This is a genomic window from Erwinia sp. Eh17-17 (genome assembly GCF_039675725.1).
In the GTDB taxonomy this organism is placed as follows: Bacteria; Pseudomonadota; Gammaproteobacteria; order Enterobacterales; family Enterobacteriaceae; genus Erwinia.
Window position 1 is genome coordinate 15,269 of the sequence record NZ_JBDFQT010000007.1, and the last position, 19,453, is coordinate 34,721.

Here is a 19,453-nt window from a genome sequence, read left to right on the forward strand (position 1 = left end):
TATGCCTGTTTTTCTGGATGCAATTCCTGATGTTGCCCCGAGGATCCCGCGACCTGTTACCCGGCGCTGGTTATATCTTCTCGCGGCGATCATGGTGTTGGGAAACGTCCTGACCTTCTGGCTATGGACAAGTGAACGCTCGGGGCTTGCATTCTGGTTTATGGCATCAGGATTGCCATTTTGCCTCTGGGGGCTGCTTTTCACCCTGCGCCGGTTCAGCTACAAGTGCGATCAGGTCTGGGCCGCATCGTGGAACCGGGAACGGCAACAGCTGCTGGCGCAGGAAACTACACGGGGGCAAAGGGCCGCCAGAGTCCTGCTGACCGGAGTGAAAATACAGTCAGGCAGTGGCGCGGAAAAATTGCTCAGTGCTGTGAAATCCTCCTCGTCTCAGCTTGATATGCAGATCCCAAGGACAGGCAATTCACCCGTGCGTCACTCCCGCCTGGCGGGATTTTCTGACGAACGGCAGCCTCAGGATCTCAACGTCGTGATAACCAGCATTGTCGGTCAGATCAAGCCGGTACTGGCTAAAATCCCCGCTAATGTGGCGTGCTGGATTATGACCGACTGTGATATTCCCAAGGTTCCACTGGCGGATGAACAAATAAGACAGGCCATCGTCGCGCAGACAGAGAGGCCGTTTCGCCTGCTCAATACTAAAGGTTTTGTCGCTCTGGATTTCTGGCTGGATGAATTATGGCAACAGCCAGCTGTCCTGCTCGCCGTTAGCGCCCAAATTCGTTCTTCTCCACAGGATAACGAAGGTGAAGCCATCACCTGGACGCTGTTAATCAACAGGGATCACAATGACTTCCCGGATGCGGTGAAATTACATCGCCCGGAAAAAGGTAGTGCCGCCACGCTCACCCGTTCGCTGAGCAGGGCGCTGCTTTGGAGCAATCTTGCGGTAGAGGACGTTAAGGGAGCCAGCATCACAGGCAGCGAGGTGGATCGCGCCGGGGACTGGAGCCGTGCCTGCGAATTAAATGGTACGGCGTTCAGCATGACGGAAGACAACCATGATGTAGATCAGACCACAGGCTATACCGGCAGGGCAGCTCCGTGGTTAGCGGTAATTCTTGCTGTCAGCATGGCCAAACAGGGTAGTGCACAGGTTGTGGTGGCAGAAACCCATCCAGGGGAAATCTGGGTGGCTGGCATCACACCGGCCAGAACAACAGGGATTAATCAGGACCTTTCATGAAAATAAAAACGCTTATCGGCGCAATCGTCGCTGTTCTGGTCTTTCTGACAGCAGGTATCAGCTTCTTATTCCTCACGCTGCCGGAAAAAATGGCGCAGTGGACGGGGATCGGCCCGCTGGATCATGGCCGTCTGTTGACCCTCTGCCTGTCGGTTGCGACCGTGCTTATTCTGCTGGGATGGCTCATCGAGAAAGCTTTTGAGCGGGCAGGAAAATCGGGCGTGCAGGTGCTGTACCGCAAAAATCAGCGTGCAGCTGGTGCGGATGAATCACCGCTTTCTCTCCAGCCTGATGCGCTTTCAGATACGTTCAGCGCAGCATCAGTTACTGAACACCTCAGCCTGCGCTATGACCGCAGTTGGAAACGTAAAGTCCGCATCCTGCTGGTGCAGGGCGATGAAGCTGATATCGAAAAAGCCGTTCCCGGGCTGGGTCGCGACCTGTGGCAGGAGAGCGACGGCGTCGTTCTGATCCACGGCGGCGATGCAGAAACTGCACCGGATGAGGCGCTCCTACAGGCGGTGCGCCAGCTGCGCCCGCGTCGTCCGCTGGACGGTATCGTACAGGTGGTCAATAGCCTAAGTCTGCCAGCAGAAGCGCAGCGCGATGCCTGCGTCCGTCACCGCCAGAAGGCCGACAAAATGTTGGGCTGGCAGGCCCCGGTCTGGCTGTGGCTGATTGATAAAGCTAACGGGGAGGAGGATGGCTGTGAACTGGCTCCGGTGGGTTCCCTGTTTGGCCCGGGGGCAACCGCAGAGCAGGCCGTGGCATCGCTGGATGAGATGGTGCCGCGTCTGCGTACGGCCGGTATGGTGCAACTGCTGAATGATGTCCGCCATGACTGGCTGTTGCGCCTGTCAGCACGCTTACACGGCGATCTGAAAGCCCGGCTGGCGCTGCTGTTTACCGGCTTGATGCAGGGCCCGGCACCGTACCGCCTGCGCGGCATCATAATGAGTCCGGAACTTGTCGGGGCAAATACGTCACCCCACGTCCGCCTGAGCAGCCCCGGCTGGCAGGCGCTGGAGCAAGACAGCGGTCAGGTGGCAGCAATAAAGCTGACCTTTGACTGGTGGAAAGCGCTGCGCCTGCTGTTGCTCTCCCTGATTGGACTGTGGTGTGCCGGGGCAATGCTGTCGCTGGCTGTTAACCGTACGCAGATTTATCAGGCACAGGAAACCGCCCGGCTTGCGGCGGATACCACGCTGCCGCTGCCGGAACGCCTGCGCAACCAGCTGACGCTGCAACAGGCTATCGCCCGCCTGCAGTATCGTGAGTCCACCGGGGCACCCTGGTATACCCGCTTTGGACTGAATCAGGACGGAGACACGCTGGCCGCGCTCTGGCCGCTGTACGCCCACAATAATAACCTGCTGATGCGCGATGCGACCGCAGCATACCTCAGTCAACAGCTGGATGCCTTTGTGCAACTGCCGCCAGCCAGCCAGGCCAGAACGCAGGGCACGCAGCGTGCCTACCAGTTGCTGAAGGGCTACCTGATGCTTGCCCGCCCGGATAACGCGGATGCGGACTGGCTGGCGAAAAACATGCTGCTGTCCTGGCCGAAACGTCAGGGCGTGCCGGACGGAACCTGGCAGGCGCTGGCACCCAAACTGCTTGGTTTTTATGCACAAAACCTGCCGGCTCACCCGGAATGGCGGACCAAACCGGATGCGCAACTGGTCAGTAACGTGCGCCAGATCCTGCTTAAACAGATTGGGCAGCGCAATGCCGAGTCCGGGTTGTATCAGGAGATGTTAAAGCGCATTGCCAGCAACTGGCCGGACTTAACCCTGAGGGATATGACTGGCGACACCGATGCATCCACGGTCTTCAGCACGGAAGAGGTGGTGCCGGGTATGTTCACCCGCCAGGCCTGGCAGGAGCAGGTGCAGGAGGCGATTAACGACGTAGTGAAAACCCGCCGCGATGAAATTGACTGGGTACTGTCGGACAAAAAGCACCAGCCGGACAGCGAAATGTCGCCAGAAGCCCTGAAGGCGCGCCTGACCGAGCGCTATTTTACCGACTTCGGCAATGCCTGGCTGAACATGGTGAACAGCATACAGTGGCATGAAGCGACCTCCCTTTCTGAAGCGATTGCCCAGCTCAGCCTGGTGGCCGATGTGCGCCAGTCGCCGCTGGTGGCGCTGATGAATACGCTGGCGTGGCAGGGGAAAACCGGGGAGAAAAGTGAGGCGCTGGCCGACTCGATAGTTGACTCAGCGAAGAAACTGATCGGCAAAAAGAAGAACGAAAAGCAGTTTATCGCCCAGGCGCAGGGGCCACATGGCCCACTGGACGGTGTGTTTGGCCCGCTGATCGGCGTGATGACCGGGAAAGATGGTACCGGCAACAACGGCAACCTGAGCTTCCAGTCCTGGCTGGCCCGCGTGACCCAGGTGCGCCTCAAGCTTCAGCAGGTCACCAGCGCACCCGATCCGCAGGCGATGTCTCAGATGCTGGCGCAGACGGTGTTCCAGGGGAAAGCGATTGACCTGACCGACACCCGCGATTACGGCAGCCTGATGGCCGCCAGCCTCGGGCAGGAGTGGAGCGGATTTGGTCAGTCTTTATTTGTACAACCGCTGGATCTCGCCTGGCGCCAGGTGCTGGCTCCGGCGGCGGGCAGCCTGAACGCCCGCTGGCAGAGCTCAATTGTCGAACAGTGGAACAAAGCTTTTGCCGGGCGCTATCCGTTTAAGGCTACGGGCAGTGATGCCTCACTGCCGCTGCTGGCGCAGTTCCTGCGCGGTGACTCAGGGCGTATCTCCGCTTTCCTCAAAGCTAACCTCAGCGGCATTTTGCATCAGGAAGGCAATCGCTGGGTGGTGGACGCCGCGGCCAGTCAGGGTATGACGGTCAGCCCGCAGTTCCTGAAGATGATTAATCAGCTGGCAGAGATCTCCGACATCGTGTTTGCCCAAGGCGACGCGGGTGTGCACTTCGAACTGATGGCGCGCCCGTCGCGCAATATCGCTCGTCTGCAGATGACCATTGATGAGCAGAATCTGGATTACTTCAACCAGATGGAAAGCTGGCAGAGCTTCAGCTGGCCGGGCAATAGCTACTATCCGGGCGCTCAGCTCAGCTGGCGCAGCGTCAATACCGGGATGCAGCTGTATGCCAATAACCAGGGCAACTGGGGCCTTATCCGCCTGCTGGACAAGGCGCAGGTCACTCCGCTAGACGCCAGCCGCAGCCAGCTGGTGTGGTTAACGCCGGAAGGCGATCCGCTGAAGGTGATCCTGCGTAGCGAACTGGGGGAAGGCCCGCTGGCGCTGCTGAAACTGCGAAATTTCAGGCTGCCCGGGCAGATTTTTCTTGATGAGCCCACTGCAAACGTAGCTGAATAAAAACATGGAGCCGGCAGGCTATTGATGAGTAACGCCCGGCGCGCTGGTGCCGGGCGCAACAGGGAACCAGAGAAAATTTTATGGCTTCACTACAGAAACTGATAACCGCCTGTGCGGCCGACAAGGCCGTGCAGCAGGCGCGACTGGCACTGTTGGGCCAGGCTGCAGCGAGTCCGATACATCCCGCCTTGCGGCGGAAATGGACGCGCTGCTCGCCGGGCTCATCGCCATCGATCCGGCTCGTGCCATGGTGCTCTGTGGCTGATTTCTTCTTTGATAACACACTGGATTTGCAACCATGGATGATTTAACCCTGCGCTATTACGAAGCCGAAATGCGCTACTTGCGCGAGGCCGGTAAAGAGTTCTCCCGCGCACATCCCGACCGGGCCGCGATGCTGAACCTGGACAAACCGGGCGCGCGTGACCCCTACGTTGAGCGCCTGTTTGAAGGTTTTGCCTTCCTGATGGGACGGATGCGCGAGAAGCTTGACGACGATCTGCCTGAGCTGACGGAAGGGCTGGTCAGCCTGCTGTGGCCGCACTACATGCGCACCATTCCGTCGCTGGCCATCGTGGAGTTTTCTCCCGACTGGCGCAATCTGCGCCAGGCCGAGACTCTGGAACAAGGGTTCCCGGTGCTCTCACGTCCGGTAGGGCCACATAAAACCGCCTGCCAGTACCGTACGACCGGTGAGATCCCACTGCAGCCGCTGCATCTGGCGCATGTCTGCCTGCAGACCGAAACGGACGGGCGCTCTGCCATCCGCCTGCGCTTTGAATGCCCGGAAAAAGTGGACTGGGCCAAAGCCGGGCTCGACAAGGTAGCAATTTACCTTAACGCTGATAGCCCGGTTGCTTCAGCACTGCATCTGGCGATGACCCGCCAGGTGCATGCCACCTGGGCACGCCATGCCGGAACGAACACCGAACGCTGCAAATTTGACGGCTGGTGTAAGCCGATGGGTTTTGAGGAGCAGGGCCGCTTGTGGCCGAAGGGCGAATCTGCCTTCAGTGGCTATCAGCTGCTGCTGGAGTACTTCAGCTTCCGGCAGAAGTTTATGTTTCTCGAACTGCGCGGGCTGGAAGCCATCGGCCTGAATGCCGCCAGTAGCTGGTTTGAAATCGATATCGTGCTGAACCAAACGTGGTCATCTGACCTGCCGTTTGAAACCGAAAACTTCCGCCTGCACTGTGCCCCGGTAATTAATCTTTTCACACTTGAGGCCGATCCGCTGACGCTTAACCCGCTGGACAATGAGTACCTGCTGCGGCCGCTGCGCGTACAGGACGGGCACACGGAGATTTACAGCGTTGATAATGTTCACGGTGCAGTAAAGCACGGTAAGCATGCTTACGTACCATTTACCAGCTTCCGCCATCGGGGCGGCATGATGCGCCACGATGCACCGGAACGCTATTACCACACCCGCGTCAGGCGTGGGGCATCCGGGCTGTATGACACCTGGCTGATCCTCGGCGGCGGTGCGTTTGAAGTCGAGAAATTGGCTGAAAAGCCCGAATCTCTCTCGATGCGTATCACCGGAACCAATGGCCAACTGCCGCGCAAGGCGCTGGAAAGTACTCTGCTGGACCGGGTGGTGAAAGCCGGTAAAGTGCCGGTTAGGGTGCTGAACCTCACCGCGCCAACGATGCCGCTTTACCCTCCGGCCAGTGACCGCTTTCACTGGCGGGTGATGAGCCATCTGGGATCGAACTTCCTCAGCATGATGGATAACCCCGAAGTGCTGCGCGGTACGCTGGCGCTGTATGACTGGACCGATGATGAGATGAACCGCCGCCGTCTGGAAGCGATTGTCGCGGTACAGCACCGGCTTATTCGCCGCTTTGAACGCGGCTTTATGCTGCGCGGCGTGGACATTGAAGTGACTCTCAACGCCGACAATTTTGCTGGTGAAGGTGATGTGAATCTGTTTGGAGAAATGCTGCACCGTTTCTTCGCGCTGTATGCGGATATCCATCTTTTCAACCAGCTGACGCTGGTACTGCAACCCACAGGGAAACGACTGCGATGGAACGAGAATCACAGCCAGCACGTACCGGGCTGACGCTGGCACTAAGCCAGAAAATCTGGCGGGTTAACTTTTACCGCTTCTGCCAGTTGCTGGAGCAGGCAGAGCCTGGCTCGCCGCTGCTGGGAGCAACCAGCCATCCGGGCACCGATCCGGTGCGCTTTCGCCCGTGGCCGGGTATGGGCTTCCCGGTCAGTGAGCTGAAGCAGGTGGAGACCGATGACGATAACCCGGATTTGCCACCCACCGTGCGCACCACCTTTCTGGGGATGTACGGCGTGGATTCGCCGCTGCCCGGCATGTATCTGGACGATATCGCCCAGCGCCGCGAAGGCCATGAGGCGACGACCGCATTTCTGGATATCTTCAGCCACCGCATCACCACGCAGTACTACCGCATCTGGCGCAAATACGCTTATCCGGCCACTTTTGAAGCGGGTGGGCGCGATGCCACCTCGCAGTGCCTGCTGGGGCTGGTGGGATTGGGGATCCCCGGCACGGCAGCTCACGTTGCCACGCCCGTTTCGCGCTTTCTCGCGCTGCTGGGAACCATGCGCTTACCAACCCGCAACGCTGAGGGGATCCGTGCTCTGGTCAGCCTTCTGGCTCCTGACACTCAGGCTTTCGTGACGCCGCACGACCCGGTGAAGATCCCGATAGCTCACCGTGCCGGTCTGGCAAAAGGCAGCCGCGTAAAGCTCTCGCAGCGTGCCACGCTGGGTAAAACGGCGAAAGAGGCAAGCAGTCGTGTGTTACTCACTCTGGTGACGCGTAACCCGCAGGAGGCAGAAGGCTGGCTGCCGGGTGGGCATCACCATACCGACCTGCTGGTCCTGCTGCGTGTTTACCTCGGCTATCGCAGCGACGCCCGCTTACGGCTGACCGTGCCGGTCAGCCTGTTGCCTGAACCGCGGCTTGGCAAAAAACGACGCATCCAGCTTGGCCGCACCGGCCTGCTGGGGCTGAAAAATGGCAAGCTCAGCGATAACCGGGAAACCCTGACCGTCAGTCTTGGCTGCTACGAGGGGGTGCAGTGTACCTCCTTACCCCCGGCAAAAGATGGCCACTACCGCTTTGAATAATCACTCATCACTATCCCCAAAATAATTCGGATTGCAGGAAGGCGGCAAATGAACACGTCCCCGGGAGCATAGATAACTATGTAACCGGGGCGCGTGAATGCAGCCAACGCATCTGCAATCTGAAGTATGCCGGGGATTAAAGGAATATCTGAATGGCTACAGTAACCCGGGCGCTGACGCTCATCGCCTGCAGCCTGCTGGCAGGCTGCGGTCTCACCCAGACCGTCACAGACGGCACGGTCAGCCTGACCAAATCCATCTTCTACAAACAGATCCAGATTCTGCATCTGGATTTTGTCCCGCGTGCAGCCGCTAACGCCGACGGCGAGCAAACGCCTCTGGCAACCATGGTGCGCGTCTGGCAGTTAAAAGACCGTAAGGCAGTGGACGCGGCGAATTATCCGACCTTGCTTAATAAAGCAGATGCTGCGCTGAAGGACGACGTGCTGGCCTCGCGTTCGCTGCTGGTGATGCCGGATGGCAGCGTCACGCTGGATATGCCGATGGATGAAAATGCCCAGTTTGTGGCGGTGGTCGGTTTGTTCAACCGTCCGGACATGAAGGATAACCGCTGGCGTCTGGTGCTGTCCCGCAACGATCTCGACCCGGACAAAGCGCGCATTATTGAACTGGGTGACGGCTGGCTCAGCCTCGTCCCCGTAAAGGAGTGAGTTATGGATAACTGGAATGCTCTGTTCGACCTAAGCCCACGTTACGTGCTGGAGATTACCGGCAGCCCGCTGCGGCCGAACGTGCTGAACTTTACGGGGCGGGAGGCGTTAAGCGAGCCGTTCCGCTGGACGATAGAGTTCACCGCGCCGCCGGACGATATAGCCCCGGAGCAGGTGCTGATGAAATATGCCAGCTTGCGTATGCGCGCCGGGCGCGAGGTGCACGGCGTGTTGACCGGGCTGGAGTGGCTCTCTACCAATGCCGATCAGTCTCACTGGCGCGTGACGCTGGAGTCAAGGCTGGCGCTGCTGTCACGCACCCGCCAGTGTGCCGTATTCCAGAATCAGTCGGTGCCGGAGGTGGTGGAGGAGGTGCTGCGCAGGCACGACTTTACCGGGCCGGATTTTGAGTTTCGCCTGGCGCGTGAGTACCCGTCACGCGAGCTGATCACCCAGTGGCGGGAAAGCGACCTCGAATTTATCCAGCGTCTGCTGTCCGAGGTTGGCATCTGGTTCCGCAGCGAAACGCAGGCGACGACCGAAAGCGAAATGCTGATATTTGCCGACAGCCAGTCAGGCTACCAGTTTGATATGCGCCTGCCGTACAGCGAGCCAGCCGGGCTGTATGACGGCGCGGCGGAGTCGGTATGGGACGTGCGCACCCGGCACGAGGTGGTCACGGGTGGCAGCAGCACTCGCGACTACAACTACCGCGCGGCGTCGACCCCACAGGGCTCCACGGTCAACGTACGCAGCGACGCCGTCACAACCGGGGAGCACTACCGCTACGCCGCGCCCTTCCGTGAAGCGGGCGATGACGGCGACCCGGAGCCTGCCACCGAGTCCGGTGCGTTTTACGCCCGTATTCATCACGAACGTGAGCTGAACAAATCGGCGTGGATACACCTGTTCAGCAACGCCTCCGGCCTCGCGCCCGGTCAGGTGCTGGAGCCGCAGGGTAAAGTGATCAACGCGCTGCAAGAGGGCGTCATCATCACGCTGGTGAACTTCAGCGCCGCGCGCGACTCGCGGCTGCACGTGTCGGTGACTGGCATGCCTTACAGCGAGCGCTACTGCTTCCGGCCCGCCTGCCCGGCGCGCCCGGAAATTCACGGCGCGCTGCCCGCCCGGATTGAAAGCCGCGAGAAGGGGGATATCTACGCGCACCTGGACGGGCACGGGCGCTACCGGGTGCGGCTGGACTTCGACCGGGCAGACAGCGGGCAGGGCTACGCGTACCTGTGGCTGCGCATGGCGAAGCCGTATGCCGGAAGTGACTACGGCTGGCACACCCCGCTTATCGACGGCACCGAGGTCGCCATTGCTTACGGCAACGGCGACATCGACCTGCCGTATATTTCCCACGCCCTGCACGACTCTGAGCACCCGGACCCCGTGGCGCGGGACAACCACACGCGCAACGTGCTGCGCACCCCGGCGAACAACAAGCTGCGCATGGAGGACAGGCGCGGTGAGGAACACGTTAAGCTGGCGACGGAGTACGGCAAAACCCAGCTGAACGCCGGGCATATCGTCGACGCACGGGAGAAGCCGCGCGGCAGCGGGGTGGAGCTGCGCACCGACGAGCGCGGTACGCTGCGCGCGGGCGGTGGGCTGTTCATCAGCGCCGACGCGCAGCCGGAGGGCAAGGGTCAGGTGCTGGATATGGAGGCGGCGCTGAAGGAGATTGAGCAGCTTGAGCGCCAGCTGGAACAGCTCCAGGCGGCGGCAGAGGTGGCCGAAGCGCTGAAGGCGGACACCGAATCGCAGATAGCGATGTTTGAGCAGCGGCTGAAGCCGCTGAACGAGGTGCTGCACTTCTCGGCCCCGGAAGGCATGGCGTTTACCAGCGGCGAGGATATGCAGCTGGCCGCCGCGGACAACGTGGTTATCAACGCCGGGGGCGACATCAGCGCCGGGGTGATGGGCAATGTGACGGCGCTGGCGGGGGAGAAAATCGGGCTGTTTGCCAGAACGGGGCAGCTGAGCCTGAAGTCGGGGGAAGGCCCGGTGGAGATGCAGGCGCAGAACGGCGAGCTGCGCTTCTTTGCGCAGAAGAAGTTCACGCTCACCTCAACCGAAGACATCCTGTTCGCCGGGAAGAAGCGCATCACGCTGATGGGCGGCGGCAGCTACCTGAGGATAGACGGGTGCAGGATAGAATATGGCACGACGGGGGTGTACCAGCGCAGGGTGAAAAGAACGTCGAAGCGGCCCGCGCAGAATATGCCGCTGACGATGCCGCTGTTCCCCGGGCAGTTCCCGCCGCTTGAGCGGAAAATCTGTATTCCGTGCCTGCTAAATGCAATTAAAGCCAATGATGCCATCGTACAGGGGGCTGAATAATGGACTCATCGACCTTACTCCAGTCCGTTGCCGCAGCGGGTGAATATCGCCTCTCTCTTTTATTTGAGGGTGGCGCGCAGACGCCTGAAGCGTTCGCTGTTTTTAAGGAGCTGCACTCATCAGAAATGTATTCACTGTATCGCCATCCACAACTGACTGAAGCCCAAAATTATGGTCCGTGGCTGCTGAACGTTAAGCATAAAGATCAGTTGGGCGAATATATTGTAAAAACGCCGGGGACCCTTGGAGTGATCGTTTCAACTCGCTCACCTGATGCACTGGCAATACAGTTGGCGAGCGGTTGTAGCATCATTACTCCTGATGGCACAACTGCACTGGTTCGTTTTTATGCGCATCATGTTATCAGTGTCCTGGCTCAGCAGAATGAGCAGGACTGGCATACGTTATTGTTTCATGGCATTACGCAATGGTGGGTGCCTGAAGAGGATGGCTGGCAGTCTATCGATATTGCGCAATCAACTGCAGAAAACCCCAGAGATCACGCGGTGAGACTCAACGATGAAATCTGGCAGAAAATAGCGGACAAACTCGAAGTAAGAAGCGTGTTAACGCAGTGGCAGAAGATGCCTGTGAGTCAACATTTCTCTCCCTGCGTACAGCGCGACATGGTGATTAAGGCGCTGGGAAAAGCCAAAGCTGCAGGCATTGCCACCCCGTTGGATCAAAAAATTTATGCGTTGTATTACCTTAACGGTGGCAAAAAGGTTCTTGAATCTGAAGAGATGCAGGGAAAATTGCTGGAGGTAAGCCAGGGGAAAACATCGCTAGCAGAGGTATTGTTACGTGAAGAATGACGATGGGCTGATTCATGTCCATGCGGTTAAAAGCTATTGGAGGGATACAATGATCGAGGGAAAGGATATTAATTGCAATGCGATTAAATCTTGCAGTTATTGCAAAAAATTGCAGGGTGACGATTTTTCATGGTTCGGTGGAGGGTTGGTAATAGTTGTCCTTAATTTAATAATGACCGCTATTTATAACTTCATAATTTTACTTGACTTAATTCGCTATGAAAACAACCTGTTTATTTCTAAGGGAGTGAAGTGGACTGTGCTATCAGCTTTGTCTAATTTAATCTCATTCTCAGTGTTTACACTGGCAGTTGTATCATTGGTATGTTTTTTTAGACACAAAGAAAGACTCCTTTTGGTTTATAGAGTGTTTGTTTTCTCTTTGTTTTCTGAGCCACTGGTCCGTTTTTTATTTTATACATGGAGTAATTTTTTTAATTACGGGGAGATGTTTTTTTGGAGTAATTTTGATGTGTCGTGGTATCCCATAGTGGTTCTTTGTGTTTCATTTTTATATTTTAAATTTTCTAAAAGAGCTAATGAGTATTTTTGCGGGAAAGGGGTGTGTAATGGATAGTATGCCAGTTTCGACAGAGTGTATCTGCTTATTAGATGAAGAGGAAAGGCGTAGGCTAACAGGTGTTGGTGGGTGGCTGTTTATAATTTTAATTCATCTCGGTGTTTCTTTTTTATATGGTTTTTTTTGTTTTTTAGAGGTTGCGCTTTCTTCTGAAAGTCCAGAGACATTGAAGGAGGGATGGGCGATAGCTTTCTATTATGGTAATGGCGCTATTAATCTATTCAGTGCAATGATAGCGCTATTAACTCTCATTTTTTTATTAAATAGAAGTTTTTTATTTAAAAATTTCTATCGAGTTTTTATTTTTTCATCTTTCCTTTATCCTGTGCTATTTGTCTCATTACGTTACTGGTTGATTGGTTCGTCGGCTAATCCATGGCCATTGTTTGCCATATACCAGTTCGTTTATCCACTAGCTATGGTATATATCTGCCTTCCTTATCTTGATCGTTCTAAGAGAGTCCGGTTTACGTTTTTTAGATAAATTTTTCTATGTGGGGAATCTTTTTTTGACAAAATTGATAATTATGAGGTGGTAAAGCATGGACTTCTTTAAGCGCATAGATAAATTAGATAAGGCAGTTAACAACGGCTATGCTCGTTGGGGAAAGTGGATATGGGGCAGTATGCTGGCGTTAATATTAGCATATGGGGGTTGGATAGTTTGGGCATCTATCTGGGGGCCTCCGACTGGACCGGTGACACTAATTATCCACAGCGAAATAGATCGACCTATATTAGGTTTTAGTGTTAATGGAGTGGCAGGGGCAAACTCCTCGGCACATGAAAAAAATAATCCATATGCCTCGGGGCCTGGTGGTTCAACTTGTTGTGGAAATATTGGCGGGAAGACGGCTGAAGTAATCTGGACATTAAGTACAACACGTGCTCAGTACAATGCTGGTCTTCGAAAAGAAATACGAAAGGTTGTTCTTACTTTACCCGATCGGAAATGGGATGAAAATTATTTGCATGTTTATTTTCTTCCCGGAGATAGGGTGTGGTTATGGTGGGGGAAAGGGTTTATTAGCCCTAAAGTTAATGACATTCCAGAAGGCATTGAAAATTCCAGCGTAAAGGGATGATGAAAATGGATATTGAAAGTATTGTTTCTTCTGCAAATCGAGCACAACATGCTGATGAGGCAGGAATGCATAACTGCTCGAGAATTTGGCATGTGGGTTTGTTTTTTGATGGTGTGCATAGAAACATTGAGCAGGATGCAAACGAAAGTCGACTTAGTAATATAGCTCGACTGTATCGAGCTTTTCCAGATGTGAAAGAAGATACTTATAATAAAAACCACTCAAAATTTTATATTTCAGGTCTAGGTACACCATTTCAAGAAAGTATCGTTTCTAAAATCCAAACCATAATGGATGGTGCACAGAGTTCAATTCTTGATGATTTAAAAAACCAACCAACTGAAATGGCGAAAGAGGCGGGTATTGAAACTCTAAAAAACAACAATTGGTGGGAGGTTTTAAAAGATTCAGGAAAGAAATTAGTTAACCCCATTGAGTGGAAGAAATTAGTGTGGGATACAACCAAAAATGCAGTTAAAAAAGTAAGCATTGAGGCTACCCCTTGGTTACGTGATAACCCTATCATTGTGGATATGTTAGTTACTGGTGTTGATACCCGTATTAACGCAACGAAGTTGACTTTTGAAGAGGCTTTTAAAGAAGTAACAAGAAAGAGCCCGGTTCCAATAAAACTGATCTCCATATCCTTATTCGGCTACGACCTCGGTGCTACCTTGGGACGAAAGTTTATCGATACTTTTCTCAATGATATGTGTAAGAAACAAGGCGATAAGTACACTTATCAGGGGATCCCGATTGATATTATCTTTACAGGGCTTTTTGACTGCTCTCGGCAAACTCCAGCCAGTAGTAAAAATGGGTTAGACTGGTTTGTTTCTCTTTTAGGACCACTTAAGGGGGTCAGCGTTGTTCTGGGTGATAAATCGATAGATCAGACGTCGGCATTACCTGCTGTGGTTAAAAGTGCTCTGCATCTGGTGGCGGCGCATGAAAATCGTATCTGGCGCAGCCTCTACAGGCTGGGTGGTAAAAGTAAAAGCCATCTGGAAGAGTTGCTACCGGGTTGTTCCGAAGATATCGGCGGCGGCCTGAAACCCAATGAGCAAAAGCCGAGTGCAGAACTTTGTCGGGTTGCATTGCATCGTATGTATCGCGCTGCGACTATGGCGGGCGTGCCTTTTCCAGACTTCCAGACGCTGGATAAAACTGATACCGATATTGCAGCTTATTTCGTCATGCAGGATCGCGTCAATAATAAATCTGTTGCTCAGTGGGCGACTATTTATCAACGTGCCATCCCTTACAAAACCCTGACGGTGGGTGCACAAAATGCCCATCTGGACAGCTATATAGAGTGGTTAGGACGGCAATATTATCAATATCGCAGTGAATGCATAAGATATTCAAAGCAGCGCGGTGATGTGCTGGCTTCAACTGGTGCATCTGCAGGTTTGCTCGGTACGACCCCACAGGCGAAAGAAACGGCAAGTCAGTTTCAAAATGAGCTCGAGATTTTGCATAAACACTGGGGCTGGCTGGAAGATGTTCATGATGTGGCTGTAAAAATGAGAAACAGCATGAGTAATAATGAGAGGGATAAACGTCTTCAACTTATTCCTGATGTATATGGCCCTGCCCTGGCCAGAGCATTAAGATTTCTCGAATATTCACATGCGGCATTCCTCGGGCAACCTCAGCCATTGCCTTATGACAGCGCTCCGCCAGAAATGTATGCGTGGTTTGTTCACGATCTGCAAACGGTCGATAAAGGTGCCAGCATTTCGCAGGACTTTTTAGTTGTTCGTTCAATGGAAAATCCATCAGACTGAATGGATTGCAGAAAATAGTACTTTAAAATCTGCAATCGCTTAAGGATAAGAAATGCCTCATTCACACAACACACCTTCACTATATGAAATGCTGACCGGCAACTTCACCGGCGGCCTCGATCTTCACCAGGTCAGCGAGCAGAACCAGGTGATCCTCTCGGTGCTTGACAATATGAAACGCATCCTCAACTGCCGTGCCGGTTCGCTGGCGCACCTGCCTGATTATGGCCTGCCGGATATGACCAAAATCCTGCAGGGGATGCCCGGCACCGCGCACCAGTTGATGATCACGCTGTCCGGCGTGCTGCTGCGCTATGAGCCGCGCCTTAACAGCATCAGGGTGGAGCTGCTGCCGCAGACCATTCCCGGCGAGTTGTGCTATGCCATTGATGCCGAGCTGAAAGGCATCGGCCTGGTGCGCTATGGCACGGAATTTATGCCGGAAGGCAAAGTGCTGATCCGCCATATGAAACAGCAGCAGTTTCTCGACGCGCACGCCGCTCTGTAGCGCGCGGCACTATACTGACAACACAAAGCTTCTTATAAACACGCCTCTGAACGTTACCTGAAAACCGGCCCCGTCAATCAAACAGCTTCAGCGCCGCAAGGCGTTCCAGCGCGCTCTTCAGCGCGGCGTCATCCGCCGTCAGGCTGATGCGGATATAGCCTTCGCCGTGCGGGCCAAACCCGCTGCCGGGGGCAACGATAATGTGCGCGACCTTGAGCAGATGTTCAGCAAAGGACTGCGCGCGCCAGGCGGCGGGCACCGGCAGCCAGAGGAAGAACGTCCCCTGACGGGGCGGGACCGGCCAGTTCATCGCTGCCAGGGCCTGCTGTACCCACTGGCGGCGCTGGTGATAAACGGCGGCAATCTGCTGTGTGCGCGCTGCGGGCAGCTGCAGCGCCGTTACAGCGGCGTCCTGGATGGCACCCGCCACCGTACTGTAGCTGTGAGTGTGCAGTTTTTTAAACGCACGGATAATTGAGGCGTTACCCACCGCGAAGCCGAAACGCCACCCGGCCATGCAGAAGGTTTTCGACATCGTGTAGGTTTCCACTCCCCACGCTTTCGCTCCCGGCTGTGCCAGCAGGCTGATCGGGATCTCTCCGGCGTGGCTGCCAATCGCCGCATAGGCAAAATCATGTAAAACCGGCGTGCCGTGCTGGCGGGCAAAGGTTAACGCCGCGTCGAACAGTGCGGGAGTAGCCATCGCCCCGGTAGGATTATGCGGATAGTTAAGGATCAGCAGCCCGCTCTGACGCGCCACGTCGTCAGGGACGCGCGAGAAATCGGGCAAAAAACCGTTCTGCGCTTCAAGGGGAATACCGTAAAACTGCGCCCCGGCCTGCACTGCCGCAGAACGATAAATCGGGTAACACGGGTCGGTGGAAACGATGTACTGCCCTGGACGGACCAGGGCGCGGGGGATACCGTTAACGCCAATATGCGAGCCCTGGAATACCGCGATTTCATTTTCCGGGTCCAGCTCCACGCCGTAGTGGCGCAGATAAAAGTCGGCAATCGCCTGGCGCACCTGCGGCTTGCCCCAGAACGACGGATATTCATGGTTGCCGGGCAGGGCGGCGCGGGTTTGCAGCGTGTCGATGATCTCCGGCGGCGTTGGCTGTCGCGGGCTGCCGCTGGAGAGGTCGATAAGCGGCAGTACGGCGGTATCCACCTGCTGCGCCAGTTTCTCCAGCACGCTGAATAAATTTTCTTCCAGCGCATTAACCAGCGGGGAGGCGGCGAAATCGGGCATAGTCTTCTCAGGTTTTTTAGAGTGATGTCCCAATATGGCACTAATATTTGCCCCGGTTGAAAAGATAAAAGTGACTATCGATTGCCATAAAAACGATATCGGTTAACTGATTATTCTTATCACAAAAAAGCAAAATCAAACGCCGCTGTTTTACTTACAACCGGAAGAGGGCTGTGATTTAATCGATTTTATTCGCACTCTTTTCAGGGAAATATCAATGAAGAACGCTTTTATTAACCCGCTTGTCTTGATCCTGTTATCCTCATCGGCCTTTTATGCGGCGGCACAGGATAAATTAATACGCGTCGGCTTTAATCCCGGTCCATATAAAGAGCAGTTTGAAAAAGGCGTTGCGCCCTATTTGATTAACAAGGGGTATAAAGTTGAGTATAAAGATTTCAGCGACGGAATTCAGGTTAATGACGCGGTCGCACGCGGAAATATTGAAGCCAATATTATGCAGCATCCGGTTTATCTGGCATCGGTGAACGAGCGTCTGGGTATTGATAATACCGGTATTGTTCAGGTCCCGACGCCGCCGATGGGCCTTTATTCTGGCAAGATAAAACAGCTGGTAACGCCGACGCCGGGCACGACGATTTCCGTTCCTAATCAGGCCTCTAACGAATACCGTGCCGCGCTGGTGCTGCAACAGCTGGGGTGGATAAAAATCGCCGCTGACAGCGATCCGGCCACCTTCTCTCAGCGTAATATTACGGAAAATCCGTATAAAATCGTGTTTAAAGAGATGGATAACGCCCAGCAGGTACGCGCATTGCCGGACGTAGACTACGGGCTGATTCAGGGTAACTTTGCGGTGTCCAACGGGATGAAGCTTGCCTCTGCGCTGAAGCTGGAAGATGCCACCAGTAAATTTATTAATGTGGTGACTGTTGCCGGTAAAAATAAAGATGCACAGTTCGCTAAGGATATTATTGCCGGTTATCATTCGGCAGAGTTTAAACAGTATATCCTTGGCCATCAGCAGTATAGTGGCTACCTGTTCCCTGATTATCTGCAGTGAGCCGGGCGATGATTGAATTTCGCCAGGTCACAAAAACGTTTTCCCGCAATGGTAACGATATCGTTGCTCTTGATGATGTCAGCCTGAATATTGATAAAGGCGATGTATTCGGGATTATTGGTTACAGCGGTGCCGGGAAAAGTACCCTGCTGCGTTTAATCAATCGTCTTGAAACCCCCGGCAGCGGTGAGGTGGTGATTAACGGCGAGTCGTTACAGCACGTCAGCGGCAGACGGCTGAATGCCGTGAAGAAAGATATCGGCATGATCTTTCAGAATTTCAATCTGCTGAATTCGAAAACGGTATTCCACAATATCGCTATCCCGCTGATTTTGCAGGGACGCGACCGGGCATTTATTCAGGCGCGAGTGGCGGAACTGCTGGCCTTCGTCAGCCTCAGCGACAAAGTTCACAGCTATCCGAACGAGCTGTCCGGCGGGCAAAAACAGCGGGTCGGCATTGCCCGCGCGCTGGCGACCAATCCGTCAATCCTGCTGTGTGATGAGGCTACCTCTGCGCTGGATCCGCACACCACGGTGCAGATCCTGCTGCTGTTACAGGAGATCAACCGCCGCTACGGCATCACCATTGTGCTGATCACCCACGAGATGTCGGTGATCCAGAAAATCTGCAACAAGGTGGCGGTGATGGAGAGCGGGCGGGTGGTCGAGCAGGGGGAGGTGCTCAGCCTGTTTGCCGAACCCCGTCACGCGGTAACCGCCAGTTTTGTGCAGTCGGTGATCCACGACCGGCTGCCGGACAGCGTGGCCGATCTGCTGCGGCACGGCCGCAACGGTCAGACGCTGCGGCTGGAGTTCGTCGGCATCACCGCGCAGCAGCCGATCGTCAACTACATCATTAAAGCGTTTGCCATCGAGGTGAATATTCTGTTTGCCAGTATGTCCGAGCTGCGCAACACCATCCTCGGTTTTATGATCGTGCAGATCTCAGGCGAAGCAGAGCAGACTGACAGCGCAGTGCGTTATCTGCGTGAAGCGGGAGTGAAAATCAGCCATGTTTGAATTTATCGATACTGCCGTCACCGGCGATCAGTTCCTGCTGGCATTACACGACACGCTGGTGATGGTGGCCGTATCGCTGGGCTTCGGGTCGCTGCTCGGTGTACCGCTGGGGATTGTGCTGGTGGTGTGTCGCCCCGGCGGCATTCTGCCTAATCGTTTTGTCCATCAGGTACTCAACCCGGCGATCAACGTCCTGCGTTCACTGCCGTTTATTATCCTGCTGATCACGATTCTGCCTTTTACCCGGCTGCTGGTGGGCACCACCATCGGTACGGCAGGCGCTATCGTGCCGCTGATCGTGTTTATTGCCCCTTATATTTCCAGGCTGGTGGAAAGTTCTCTGCTGGAGGTGGATGACGGCATTCTGGAGGCGGCAGACGCGATGGGCGCGACGGTGGGCCAGACCATCTGGCACTTTATGCTGCCGGAAGCGGCGTCTTCGCTGATCCTCGCGCTGACCACCGCCACCATCGGGCTGCTGGGGGCCACCGCGATGGCCGGCACCGTCGGCGGCGGCGGAATTGGCGACCTGGCGATCACCTACGGCTACCAGCGTTTCGACGCTTTCGCCACCCTGGTCACCGCGCTGGTGCTGATTATTATCGTGCAGCTGATCCAGACTGTCGGCACCCGTCTGTCGCGCCGCATCCGCCGCGAATAGCAGCAGCGCTAAGGAGTTAAAA

Annotated in this window: 15 protein-coding genes; 14 read left to right on the plus strand and 1 reads right to left on the minus strand. The window is 55.1% G+C overall.

The genetic code is table 11. The annotated features are described in order from the left end of the window. Position 1 precedes the first annotated feature (1 nt). The 11 genes from ABEH87_RS16805 (at position 2) to tssE (ending at position 15,472) form a co-directional block, all read left to right on the plus strand. Entirely contained in the window at positions 2–1,207 is a 1,206-nt protein-coding gene (locus tag ABEH87_RS16805) for a hypothetical protein (protein ID WP_346577938.1), read from the plus strand. Continuing rightward, positions 1,204–4,563 carry an ImcF-related family protein gene (locus ABEH87_RS16810; protein WP_346577940.1) on the plus strand — a complete coding sequence of 1,120 codons (3,360 nt, stop codon included), beginning with the start codon at positions 1,204–1,206 and terminating at the stop codon, positions 4,561–4,563. Before ABEH87_RS16805 ends, ABEH87_RS16810 begins: the two co-directional genes overlap by 4 nt. 298 nt (positions 4,564–4,861) lie before the next feature. Next, the gene (gene tssF / locus ABEH87_RS16815; protein ID WP_346577942.1) at positions 4,862–6,631 is read left to right on the plus strand and encodes a type VI secretion system baseplate subunit TssF; all 1,770 of its coding nucleotides are present in this window, start codon (positions 4,862–4,864) and stop codon (positions 6,629–6,631) included. Beyond that, complete coding sequence (gene tssG / locus ABEH87_RS16820) at positions 6,595–7,677, plus strand: type VI secretion system baseplate subunit TssG (RefSeq protein WP_346577944.1); 1,083 nt, start codon at positions 6,595–6,597, stop codon at positions 7,675–7,677. The genes tssF and tssG overlap by 37 nt, the downstream gene beginning before the upstream one ends. A 152-nt stretch (positions 7,678–7,829) precedes the next feature. After that, positions 7,830–8,348, plus strand: coding sequence for a type VI secretion system lipoprotein TssJ (tssJ, locus tag ABEH87_RS16825; RefSeq protein WP_346577946.1), 519 nt, complete (start codon positions 7,830–7,832; stop codon positions 8,346–8,348). Between the two features lie 3 nt (positions 8,349–8,351). After that, a complete protein-coding gene (gene vgrG, locus ABEH87_RS16830) occupies positions 8,352–10,694 on the plus strand; it encodes a type VI secretion system tip protein VgrG (RefSeq protein ID WP_346577948.1) in 2,343 nt (780 codons plus the stop codon). After that, positions 10,694–11,509 carry a DUF4123 domain-containing protein gene (locus tag ABEH87_RS16835; protein ID WP_346577950.1) on the plus strand — a complete coding sequence of 272 codons (816 nt, stop codon included), beginning with the start codon at positions 10,694–10,696 and terminating at the stop codon, positions 11,507–11,509. Before vgrG ends, ABEH87_RS16835 begins: the two co-directional genes overlap by 1 nt. Positions 11,510–12,078: 569 nt before the next feature. Next, on the plus strand, positions 12,079–12,573 hold the full coding sequence (locus tag ABEH87_RS16840; protein ID WP_346577951.1) for a DUF2569 family protein: 495 nt from the start codon (positions 12,079–12,081) through the stop codon (positions 12,571–12,573). A 58-nt stretch (positions 12,574–12,631) separates the two neighbouring features. After that, the gene (locus ABEH87_RS16845) at positions 12,632–13,174 is read left to right on the plus strand and encodes a hypothetical protein (protein ID WP_346577953.1); all 543 of its coding nucleotides are present in this window, start codon (positions 12,632–12,634) and stop codon (positions 13,172–13,174) included. Between the two features lie 5 nt (positions 13,175–13,179). After that, positions 13,180–14,964, plus strand: a complete 1,785-nt coding sequence (locus ABEH87_RS16850) for a hypothetical protein (RefSeq protein ID WP_346577955.1) — start codon at positions 13,180–13,182, stop codon at positions 14,962–14,964. 52 nt (positions 14,965–15,016) lie between these two features. Next, positions 15,017–15,472, plus strand: coding sequence for a type VI secretion system baseplate subunit TssE (gene tssE, locus ABEH87_RS16855; RefSeq protein WP_346577957.1), 456 nt, complete (start codon positions 15,017–15,019; stop codon positions 15,470–15,472). Positions 15,473–15,545: 73 nt separating this feature from the next. Here tssE and ABEH87_RS16860 read toward each other — a convergent pair whose 3' ends face one another. Further along, positions 15,546–16,724 (minus strand): aminotransferase class I/II-fold pyridoxal phosphate-dependent enzyme, encoded by a 1,179-nt coding sequence (locus ABEH87_RS16860; protein WP_346577959.1) that lies wholly within the window; start codon positions 16,722–16,724, stop codon positions 15,546–15,548. 217 nt (positions 16,725–16,941) lie between these two features. Here ABEH87_RS16860 and ABEH87_RS16865 point away from each other — a divergent pair, with 217 nt between their 5' ends. Genes ABEH87_RS16865 through ABEH87_RS16875 form a run of 3 tightly spaced genes read left to right on the plus strand, consistent with a single transcriptional unit; the run spans position 16,942 to position 19,431 of the window. Next, positions 16,942–17,748 carry a MetQ/NlpA family ABC transporter substrate-binding protein gene (locus ABEH87_RS16865; protein WP_346577960.1) on the plus strand — a complete coding sequence of 269 codons (807 nt, stop codon included), beginning with the start codon at positions 16,942–16,944 and terminating at the stop codon, positions 17,746–17,748. A gap of 8 nt (positions 17,749–17,756) precedes the next feature. Beyond that, complete coding sequence (locus ABEH87_RS16870) at positions 17,757–18,770, plus strand: ATP-binding cassette domain-containing protein (protein WP_346577962.1); 1,014 nt, start codon at positions 17,757–17,759, stop codon at positions 18,768–18,770. Then, positions 18,763–19,431, plus strand: coding sequence for a methionine ABC transporter permease (locus ABEH87_RS16875; protein ID WP_346577964.1), 669 nt, complete (start codon positions 18,763–18,765; stop codon positions 19,429–19,431). Before ABEH87_RS16870 ends, ABEH87_RS16875 begins: the two co-directional genes overlap by 8 nt. Positions 19,432–19,453 lie beyond the last annotated feature (22 nt).

What these genes read in the sequence shown, in the direction of transcription:
- ABEH87_RS16805 (WP_346577938.1), top strand. Translation starts at nt 2, where the DNA reads ATGCCTGTTTTTCTGGATGCAATTCCTGATGTTGCCCCGAGGATCCCG.
- ABEH87_RS16810 (WP_346577940.1), top strand. Translation starts at nt 1,204, where the DNA reads ATGAAAATAAAAACGCTTATCGGCGCAATCGTCGCTGTTCTGGTCTTT.
- tssF (WP_346577942.1), top strand. Translation starts at nt 4,862, where the DNA reads ATGGATGATTTAACCCTGCGCTATTACGAAGCCGAAATGCGCTACTTG.
- tssG (WP_346577944.1), top strand. Translation starts at nt 6,595, where the DNA reads ATGGAACGAGAATCACAGCCAGCACGTACCGGGCTGACGCTGGCACTA.
- tssJ (WP_346577946.1), top strand. Translation starts at nt 7,830, where the DNA reads ATGGCTACAGTAACCCGGGCGCTGACGCTCATCGCCTGCAGCCTGCTG.
- vgrG (WP_346577948.1), top strand. Translation starts at nt 8,352, where the DNA reads ATGGATAACTGGAATGCTCTGTTCGACCTAAGCCCACGTTACGTGCTG.
- ABEH87_RS16835 (WP_346577950.1), top strand. Translation starts at nt 10,694, where the DNA reads ATGGACTCATCGACCTTACTCCAGTCCGTTGCCGCAGCGGGTGAATAT.
- ABEH87_RS16840 (WP_346577951.1), top strand. Translation starts at nt 12,079, where the DNA reads ATGGATAGTATGCCAGTTTCGACAGAGTGTATCTGCTTATTAGATGAA.
- ABEH87_RS16845 (WP_346577953.1), top strand. Translation starts at nt 12,632, where the DNA reads ATGGACTTCTTTAAGCGCATAGATAAATTAGATAAGGCAGTTAACAAC.
- ABEH87_RS16850 (WP_346577955.1), top strand. Translation starts at nt 13,180, where the DNA reads ATGGATATTGAAAGTATTGTTTCTTCTGCAAATCGAGCACAACATGCT.
- tssE (WP_346577957.1), top strand. Translation starts at nt 15,017, where the DNA reads ATGCCTCATTCACACAACACACCTTCACTATATGAAATGCTGACCGGC.
- ABEH87_RS16860 (WP_346577959.1), bottom strand. Translation starts at nt 16,724, where the DNA reads ATGCCCGATTTCGCCGCCTCCCCGCTGGTTAATGCGCTGGAAGAAAAT.
- ABEH87_RS16865 (WP_346577960.1), top strand. Translation starts at nt 16,942, where the DNA reads ATGAAGAACGCTTTTATTAACCCGCTTGTCTTGATCCTGTTATCCTCA.
- ABEH87_RS16870 (WP_346577962.1), top strand. Translation starts at nt 17,757, where the DNA reads ATGATTGAATTTCGCCAGGTCACAAAAACGTTTTCCCGCAATGGTAAC.
- ABEH87_RS16875 (WP_346577964.1), top strand. Translation starts at nt 18,763, where the DNA reads ATGTTTGAATTTATCGATACTGCCGTCACCGGCGATCAGTTCCTGCTG.